Below are 8,200 nucleotides of genomic sequence, written 5' to 3'. Positions count from 1 at the left end.
ACGCGATGCGGCACGCTTTGTAGCACAGATGGAAGAAGTCTTAGACATTTATACCAGCCAGCACACAGAAGATGAACCACTCATCTGCATGGATGAAGCGGCTTACGAGTTAAAAGCGGACGTGTTTGAGCCAATACCAATGACACCCGCAAGCGATCGCAAAGAAGATTACCATTATGAACGGCATGGTGTGCGTGCGTTATTTATATTTTTTGACCCCTTGAGAGGATGGCGGCGCGTGAGTAGTCGTGAGCATCGTACTCGCGTCGATTGGGCACTGGAAGTTCGCCAACTTCTAGATGTAGACTATCCCCACGCGCGCAAAGTCAAGTTAGTTTGTGACAATCTCAATACTCATCACATTGCCTCACTGTATGAAGCTTTTCCTGCAACTGTTGCTCATCGATTAGCTCGCCGCTTAGAAATTCACTATACCCCTCGTAACGGTAGTTGGTTGAATGTTGCCGAGATTGAGTTAAGTGTCCTTTCTCAACAATGTCTTGACCGTCGTATTTCCTCTGCCACCGAGTTAGAAAAGGAGTTATCTGCCTGGCAGAACCAGCGTAATCGCACGAATAGCCAAGTTCAATGGCGCTTCACAACAGAGGATGCCCGTATTAAACTCAAACACCTCTATCCTATTGCACTATTTTAGCCCGGTCGTGCTAGTACACTTAACACAGAACAGGCGCAGGCGCTGATTTTAACGTTTGATGATCTTCCTGTTCTGACCGCTGATGAATCATATTACAATCCCATTCCAAACGGCTACGGTCGATTCAATTGGGATAATTTTTATTATCTAAACACTAGTTCGGAGGATTATGACCCATCTGGCTATGTCTACGGAACACTTTCAACACCAAATATTGCGTTTAATGCAGGTGCAAACCCTGCCGCAGTTAGTACTGTAAATAGTAACGCTGAGCAGTTTGACTTCAAGAGTGCTTATCTCACAGGAGCTTGGAATGATGGGTTAAATATTCTCGTAGAGGGTTTATTAGATGGAATAGTTAAATATTCAACTACAGTAACTGTAGATAGTACATCCCCTACCCTGGTTTACTTCGACTTCCTTGGCATTAACAATTTGAGATTTACTTCCTATGGTGGCGTTGATGCAGGTTATTCTGGCGAAGGTGAACATTTTGCTTTGGATGACTTCACTTATGAATATAAAGCTGTTCCTGAACCTGCGATTATTTTAGGTTTATTCACAGTCGCTAGTTTTGGTGTAGGTTTGCGCCGCCAACAAAAGCAGCAACAAAAAGCTACTAGCAAAGCCTAAGCTCAAAACCTGAAAAAATACATAATTGCATTAAAAAAACGTGAGTTCGACGAACCTCTCCCCAACCCCTCTCCGACGCGGATATTGGCTCTAATACCATTTCTTTGTGAGGCTGCGCCAAATTTTTTTTCTTTCTTTGTGTCCTACCCTTCTCCTTCAAAGACGCTACGCGAACGGGAAGCCACTTCATGTCTATGCGCCCTTTGCGGTTCGTTCCTCATATAGTTTGCCCGGATTTCTCACCACATCTCTCAAAGCCTTTTGCTCTTGAGCAGGGGAGCAGAGGAGGGTTCAAGTACAAGTTCTTTCCCCTCTGCCCCTCTGCACCTCTGCACCTCAAGCTTGTGAGAAATGCGGGTTTGGCGCATCTTCATACAGAATTGGTATAACATCCTTAGTCAAGAACGAGAAATCAAGCTTTTAAAGCCTCTCCTCTTTCAGGGGAGAGGTTTAGAGAGGAGTTTTTTAAATCTGTCGAATTCACGTTAAAAAAAGTAGTGTGGACAATATCCACCCTACTTTTTTTGAGTTTGTGTTTAATTCTATGGGAATTTTGTTTTAATTAAACCTTCGCTAGTTCTGGCGCAGGACGCTTACTGTTACGAATGGCTGTAATTGCTTCTGCATAGTCCTTGGCATTAAATACTGCTGAACCAGCAACGATCGCATTTGCTCCAGCTTCCAAAACCTGCCAAGTATTGTTTGCCTTCAATCCCCCATCCACTTCAATCCAAGGATCTAGACCGCGTTCATCGCATATTTGACGCAACTGGCGGATTTTGGGAACCACAGCCGGAATAAAACTTTGACCACCAAAGCCAGGGTTAACGCTCATGATCAGTATTAAATCACAAAGCTCCAACACATACTCAATAAAATCTAAAGGTGTTGAAGGATTGAGTACCACTCCTGCTTTTTTGCCAAGTTCTTTGATTTGGCCCAAGGTACGGTGCAAATGTGGCGAGGCATTATGCTCTGCATGTACAGAGATAATATCAGCACCCGCCTTGGCAAAGCCTTCTACATACTTTTCTGGTTCCACAATCATCAAGTGGACATCCAATGGCTTTGTTGTCACTGGACGAATCGCCTCCACTACCAGAGGCCCTATCGTAATATTGGGTACAAAACGACCGTCCATTACATCAACATGAATCCAATCTGCTCCAGCCGCATCTACGGCGCGAATTTCTTCACCCAGACGACTAAAATCGGCTGATAGGATAGATGGAGCAATCACAATGGGCTTTTGAGATGGGTTATGGGTCATGGCTAGTGGGTTTTTAGCGTCCTCGTCTGTAGGCATTGTAACAAAATAGTGTAACAAAATATTGAGAAATTCTGATGAATTTTATTTGACTGACAACAACTTAGGTGTTCCGCATATATGTTGAGTTGACTGATAACTGATGACTGATAACTGTCATCGGTTAACGACCTTTTTACAACTGACAACTGACAACTGACAACTGACTATGACCAAAAAATTAACCTGGATAATTTGGGGATTGAGTGCTTCGTGTCTTGGTACCCCGGTACTTGCTTCAGCTTTACAAACTTCCCTAGGAACCAACGGAGTTGATGCTCTCAAGCTACACTTGCCTCCTTATAATCTAATCGGTCGCAAGATTGCTATTGGTCAAGTAGAAATCGGGCGTCCAGGAATGTTCGGCTGGGATAAGGCAGTGTCTAAAAATCGTGCCATATACTTAGCTGGAGTCTTCTTACGCAATGGGCCTGCTAAATCCAATAGTGGTGTTGACTCCCATGCCTACAATGTTGCTGGTGTCATGGTCAGTAGAGATAAGTCATTACCAGGTATTGCTCCTGGAGCAAGACTGTATTCATCTGCTGTTGGTTCTAGCAAGAACATGGGTCAACCAGAAGAGTGTTTATCAGCCCAGCATATAGCATTGCAAAATGGTGGCGATGTCCGTGCCATTAACTTTAGTTTTGGTGAACCCCTTAACCGTGATCCTCGTCCTGACGCTGTTTTAGATGGTAATGCTTTGCTAACTCTGTGTATTGACTGGTCTAGTCGCGTTCATGATGTTCTGTATGCGATCGCTGGCAACCAGGGTAAAGGTGGTATTCCGATTCCTACAGATAATTTTAACGGAGTCAACGTGGCTTTTTCATCGCGCCGGGGAGGTATTTTTAATAAAGTTGACGTTTCTAATCTGGCGGGTGTTAATCAAGGAGTTAGCGGTCGGTTAGCTGGAAGGGAGTTTAATGTTGGTGTGCGTCGTTCCATCAGTTTAGTCGCACCTGGTAGCAACATTCCTTTGCTTAATCCCGATGGCAAATTGAACAAAGCCACTGGTACAAGTTTTGCAGCGCCTCACGTTACCGCCACTGTTGCTTTGTTGCAAGAATTTAGTGACCGACAGATACAAAAAAAACAACCACATTGGAGCATTGATGCGCGGCGTCATGAAGTTATGAAAGCTGTATTGCTGAATTCAGCAGATAAAATCCAAGACAACGGTGATGGCTTGCGACTGGGAATGACGCGCACGTTAATTGATAAACAAAATCAAGATTGGCTAGCTTCTGATGCTTACAAAGACCCAACAATCCCCTTAGATTCCCAAATGGGAACGGGTCATTTAAATGCATTCCGTGCTTATGAGCAATTTAGTTTTGGTCAATGGCTACCTTCAGTTGCCGTGCCTGCCATTGGTTGGGATTATCGGACAGTGAATGCTGGTTTGTCTAGAGAATATGTATTAGCTAAACCATTAAAACAGGGTAGTTTCGTGGCTATTACTCTCAGTTGGGATCGATTAGTGGAATTAAATGATCGTAATAAAAACGAACTATATGATGTGGGAGAAAATTTTAGCGATCGCGGTTTGAATAACCTCGACCTCTACCTAGTAAAAGCTGATGCTAAAAATTCAGATGCTGGTGCTGTTTGTTCTTCCATCAGTCAAGTTGATAGTGTAGAACATATTTTCTGCCCTGTTCCTGCTACTGGTAATTACAAAATTCGCGTCCAATTTCGGCAGCAGGTAAACCAAGCAACTCAACCTTATGCTTTAGCTTGGTGGAGTGTTCCAGCTAATTGAAGTGATAACAGCGAAACCCAACAAAATTTTAGTCATGTTGGGTTTCGTTTCTCAAACCAACTTATGCTGGGTTAGATTTTGATATTTAACTGAATCGTATTGCCTTATATTATGAACCACAGTCAGTTTGTACCGCAGCAAACTGTTGGTCTTCTTTAACTGAAGACTTGGCTATCAGTCTTTTCGATTCAGCATCAATTACCTGATAATAATATCTTTTTGTCTGATTTTGGGATGTATTACATCCTATAATTGTGACCTCCCATACCCAGCGATTAGGAGACACTGATTTGTCTTTGTCTCCTACGTATTCAGACCAAAGTATAAGGCGTTTAGAGATAGCAACAAATGGATGTCTAACGCCAGTAACTAAAACTACTTGGTTGCTCAGTTCCTCTTTAGGTGTATAACTATTGTCAAGAAAATCGTATTGGGGAGTAGACGCGATCGCAGCAGTAAATACCGAGGTGATCACTGATAAGGACAGAACAATTGGTTTAAGCATAAGATTTACTTTATAAATAACTTATAACGGTCGTAAATACTGTATTTTAATTACGTAATAATTAGTTCATTAATATAGAGTATAGGAATCAGACTTGATTTATGAAAAAATTTAAGTATTTGTAGGGTGTGTTATGCCGTAGGCTAACGCACCAAAATAAGGTTTTAGTGCGTTAAACTTCGTTATAATGCACCCTACGTATTTCTCAAAAATCAAATATTAGTCTTATATTAATTACAATGCATGATAAATTTATTAGGAATATTACCACAAAGTTAATAAAAGCTATAATTTTAGCAATTAAGTAGCCGAAAATACATTTATTTAAAATATTAGCGAACCTTAAAATTTAGCCATTTTACAAATAATCTGTATTACGCCTCAATCAGCAACATCTACAAGTTCCATTGAATTGCTCTGTTTTACTCCCTGTTACCAAAACTGTAACCGACGCATATTTATCTTGTTGTCGATGCAATAGTTAACAATTAACAGGCATCATTAGCGTCAATGTTCATAGAGAACTAAAACTAGTTGGCAAGCGAGGTGGTAGCATGAATCGGCAGAAATTGAGTGGTGTGAAAGTAAATTTCTTGCAAAGACGGTACGGTGTTAGTTTAGGAAGACGTTATGTTTTGGCAGCAGCTAGCGTCGTTTTATTCAGCGTACTAGGTTGTTCACAAGTCAATAATAATACAAGTGCGCTTGCTCAATCAGATCTACCTCAGTCAGAGTCTCCCTTGCCAAAAAAAACAGTCAAACCTGATACAAGACTTGTGAATGCTAATAATAAATTTGGCTTCAAACTATTTTCGGAAATTTTGAAACAAGATAGTAGTGCAGAGAATATTTTTGTTTCACCTTCAAGTATAGCGATCGCCCTTGCCATGGCCTACAACGGTGCTAGTGGTTCTACTCAACAAGCAATGGCTAAAACGCTAGAGTTACAAGGCATGAATCTACAAGAAATTAACTCTTCTTACGCTGCATTAAAAGGACTATTAGAAAATCCTGATGAGCAGGTACAATTAACTATTGCTAACTCGCTATGGGCAAATAAAGATATTAGCTTAAAGCCAGACTTTCTCCAGAAAAGCCAGGATTTCTACAAAGCCAAGGTGACAAATTTAGACTTTAAAGATGCCACGGCTCCTAATAGTATCAATAACTGGGTGAAGGAAAATACACGCGGCAAAATCAACAAGATAGTTGAAAAAATTAAACCTGATGAAGTATTATTTCTGATTAACGCCATATATTTCAAAGGGAAATGGAGCAACGAATTTGATAAAACCCAAACTGCTCAACATCCTTTTTATCTCATATCTGGCGGGCAAAAGCAGCACCCCATGATGTCACAAAAGGGAGACTATAGATATTATGAAAATGAGCAATTTCAAGCAGTAAGTTTACCTTACGGTGCAGATGGTAAAATCAGCTTCTATATCTTCCTGCCCAAACAGAACTCTAGTCTCAAAGCCTTATATCAAAACTTAAGTCTTGAAAACTGGCAAAAATGGATGGCCCAGTTTAGTAAACGAGAAGGATTTATTCGCTTGCCTCGTTTTAAAACAGATTACGAAGCTACACTCAATGATGCATTGAAAGCTTTGGGCATGGAAGAAGCTTTTAGTAATCAAGCCAACTTTTCCGGCTTTGGTAAGAATCTTTCCATTAGCCAAGTTAAGCATAAAACTTTTGTTGAGGTGAATGAAGAAGGGACTGAAGCAGCAGCAGCCACCTCAGTAGGCATACAGATGACATCTTTGAGGCAAAAACCAGAACCATTCCGAATGATTGTAGATCGTCCCTTCTTCTGCGCCATTCGAGATAATCAGACAGGAAGCATTTTGTTTATGGGTTCAATTGTTGAGCCACAGTAGAATGGTGAGTCAGTTGTCAGTTGTGATTTCTCCTCATCCCCCTCATCCCCCTCATCCTCCTCATCTTCGCCCCTCTGCCTTTTCGGACTAGGGTAAAGTGGGTTCTGAAACACTGAGGGTATTTTGAGCGTCAGTTTTTGGACATTCCTCTGGTGTAACGGGTGGAACTATCTCTTTGGTGGCACTTTCGTCGATTTCGCTGCTTAACCCCGTAGGGCGTAAGGCGGTTAAAGCAGTCTTAATGATCACAGCAGTGGGTACAGCTACAATCACACCCAAAAGTCCGCCAATTCTTGCCCCTGTAAGAACTGAAATTAGTATCCAAACTGGGTTTAATCCAGTAAAATTACCTAAAATTCGGGGGGCAATTAAGTTTTCCAAAATTTGCTGTACAATTACCGCTGCGATTAATACCCTGATTCCCATAGAGAAATCTTGTAAGGCTACTAAGGAAGTTGTCAGGGCGATGCCTACAGAACCACCAAAGGGGACAAGAGCCATGATGCCGATAGTTAAGCCAAATAATAGGCCAAATGGCACTTTCAGCCACAGAAAGGCAGGAATCAGGGCTGAGGCCATACAGGTAGATAAAATCAGCTGGGTGATGAAGAAATTTTGAAAGCTAAGACGTACTGTTTGAGAGAAAGGTACGCGAAATTTGGGTGGTAGCCATTCGACTAAACTCTCCCACAGTTCACCGCCATGCTGCAAAAGATAGAAAGTCAAAACCATCGTCAAGAGGAAGTCCAGCAGGCTAGTGAATGTCACCACAGCCAAATTCAAAACTTGTCCAGCGATCGCTTGTAATTGGCCCTTGACGCGATCGTTAATTTGCACTACAAGAGCATCAAGATTAATCGGTAAGCCGGCTAATTCTGCTTTCTCATTTAACATCATTAACTGAGAGCGCCCAGAGTCAATTAGCTCCGGGATACGAGCTACCAGTTGTTGAGCTTGAGTTAGCGCTAAGGGAAATAAAGTCACACCCAGCGCCAACAAAATCGATAAAGCTAATAGAAAAACGAGAATAGCAACCTGCTCTCGCTTAGCACCCTGACGCTCCATCCAGCTGACAGGGTAGTTGAGCAGAAATGCTAGAACTGAGGCTCCGACTAAAATAACTATTAGGGAGTGGAAGTAATGAAAAATTGCCGAAATAGCCCAACCATTGAGAACTAGCAGCGGGGCGAATAACGCGATCGCCCCGATTCGCGCTATTGGTGTGAGAGTTTGCCACCAGTTGACTAGCTTGCGTGTCTGCATTTTTAGCCGATTGCGGGATAGAACTACATAAAATCTTTCCTTAGAGCCTATTATCTCCGACTACATCACCGCATTTCATCCCTCTAGCTTAGGATTAAACTCATCCAAATGGAAAATTTTCAACCAACTGATCATTTACCCACCGTAGGGGAGCAGGGGAGGTGGGGAGCAGGGGAGGTGGGGAGCGGGA

General features: G+C 42.1%; 7 protein-coding genes. 4 read left to right on the top strand and 3 right to left on the bottom strand.

Annotation, left to right across the window (positions count from 1 at the left end; genetic code table 11):
• Positions 1–655: IS630 family transposase (locus tag I8748_RS13670; RefSeq protein ID WP_198125125.1), on the top strand; the 655-nt coding region annotated here is incomplete at its 5' end.
• 435 nt (positions 656–1,090) lie between these two features.
• A complete protein-coding gene (locus tag I8748_RS13665) occupies positions 1,091–1,288 on the top strand; it encodes a PEP-CTERM sorting domain-containing protein (RefSeq protein ID WP_198125124.1) in 198 nt (65 codons plus the stop codon).
• 562 nt (positions 1,289–1,850) lie between these two features.
• Here the strand turns inward: I8748_RS13665 and rpe are convergent.
• Positions 1,851–2,558, bottom strand: coding sequence for a ribulose-phosphate 3-epimerase (rpe, locus tag I8748_RS13660; protein ID WP_198125129.1), 708 nt, complete (start codon positions 2,556–2,558; stop codon positions 1,851–1,853).
• Positions 2,559–2,763: 205 nt separating this feature from the next.
• Here rpe and I8748_RS13655 point away from each other — a divergent pair, with 205 nt between their 5' ends.
• A complete protein-coding gene (locus tag I8748_RS13655; RefSeq protein ID WP_198125123.1) occupies positions 2,764–4,359 on the top strand; it encodes a S8 family serine peptidase in 1,596 nt (531 codons plus the stop codon).
• Between the two features lie 109 nt (positions 4,360–4,468).
• On the opposite strand, the gene I8748_RS13650 is transcribed toward I8748_RS13655, so the two are convergent.
• The gene (locus tag I8748_RS13650) at positions 4,469–4,864 is read right to left on the bottom strand and encodes a hypothetical protein (protein ID WP_198125122.1); all 396 of its coding nucleotides are present in this window, start codon (positions 4,862–4,864) and stop codon (positions 4,469–4,471) included.
• A 554-nt stretch (positions 4,865–5,418) separates the two neighbouring features.
• Here I8748_RS13650 and I8748_RS13645 point away from each other — a divergent pair.
• Positions 5,419–6,747 (top strand): serpin family protein, encoded by a 1,329-nt coding sequence (locus I8748_RS13645; RefSeq protein ID WP_198125121.1) that lies wholly within the window; start codon positions 5,419–5,421, stop codon positions 6,745–6,747.
• A gap of 87 nt (positions 6,748–6,834) precedes the next feature.
• Here I8748_RS13645 and I8748_RS13640 read toward each other — a convergent pair whose 3' ends face one another.
• Entirely contained in the window at positions 6,835–8,010 is a 1,176-nt protein-coding gene (locus I8748_RS13640; protein ID WP_198125120.1) for an AI-2E family transporter, read from the bottom strand.
• Positions 8,011–8,200 lie beyond the last annotated feature (190 nt).

Origin of the sequence: Amazonocrinis nigriterrae CENA67 (assembly GCF_016056305.1) — a bacterium.
Classification (GTDB): Bacteria; Cyanobacteriota; Cyanobacteriia; order Cyanobacteriales; family Nostocaceae; genus Amazonocrinis; species Amazonocrinis nigriterrae.
The sequence above is the reverse complement of the archived record's forward strand: the minus strand, read 5'-3'. Positions and strand labels throughout refer to the sequence as shown.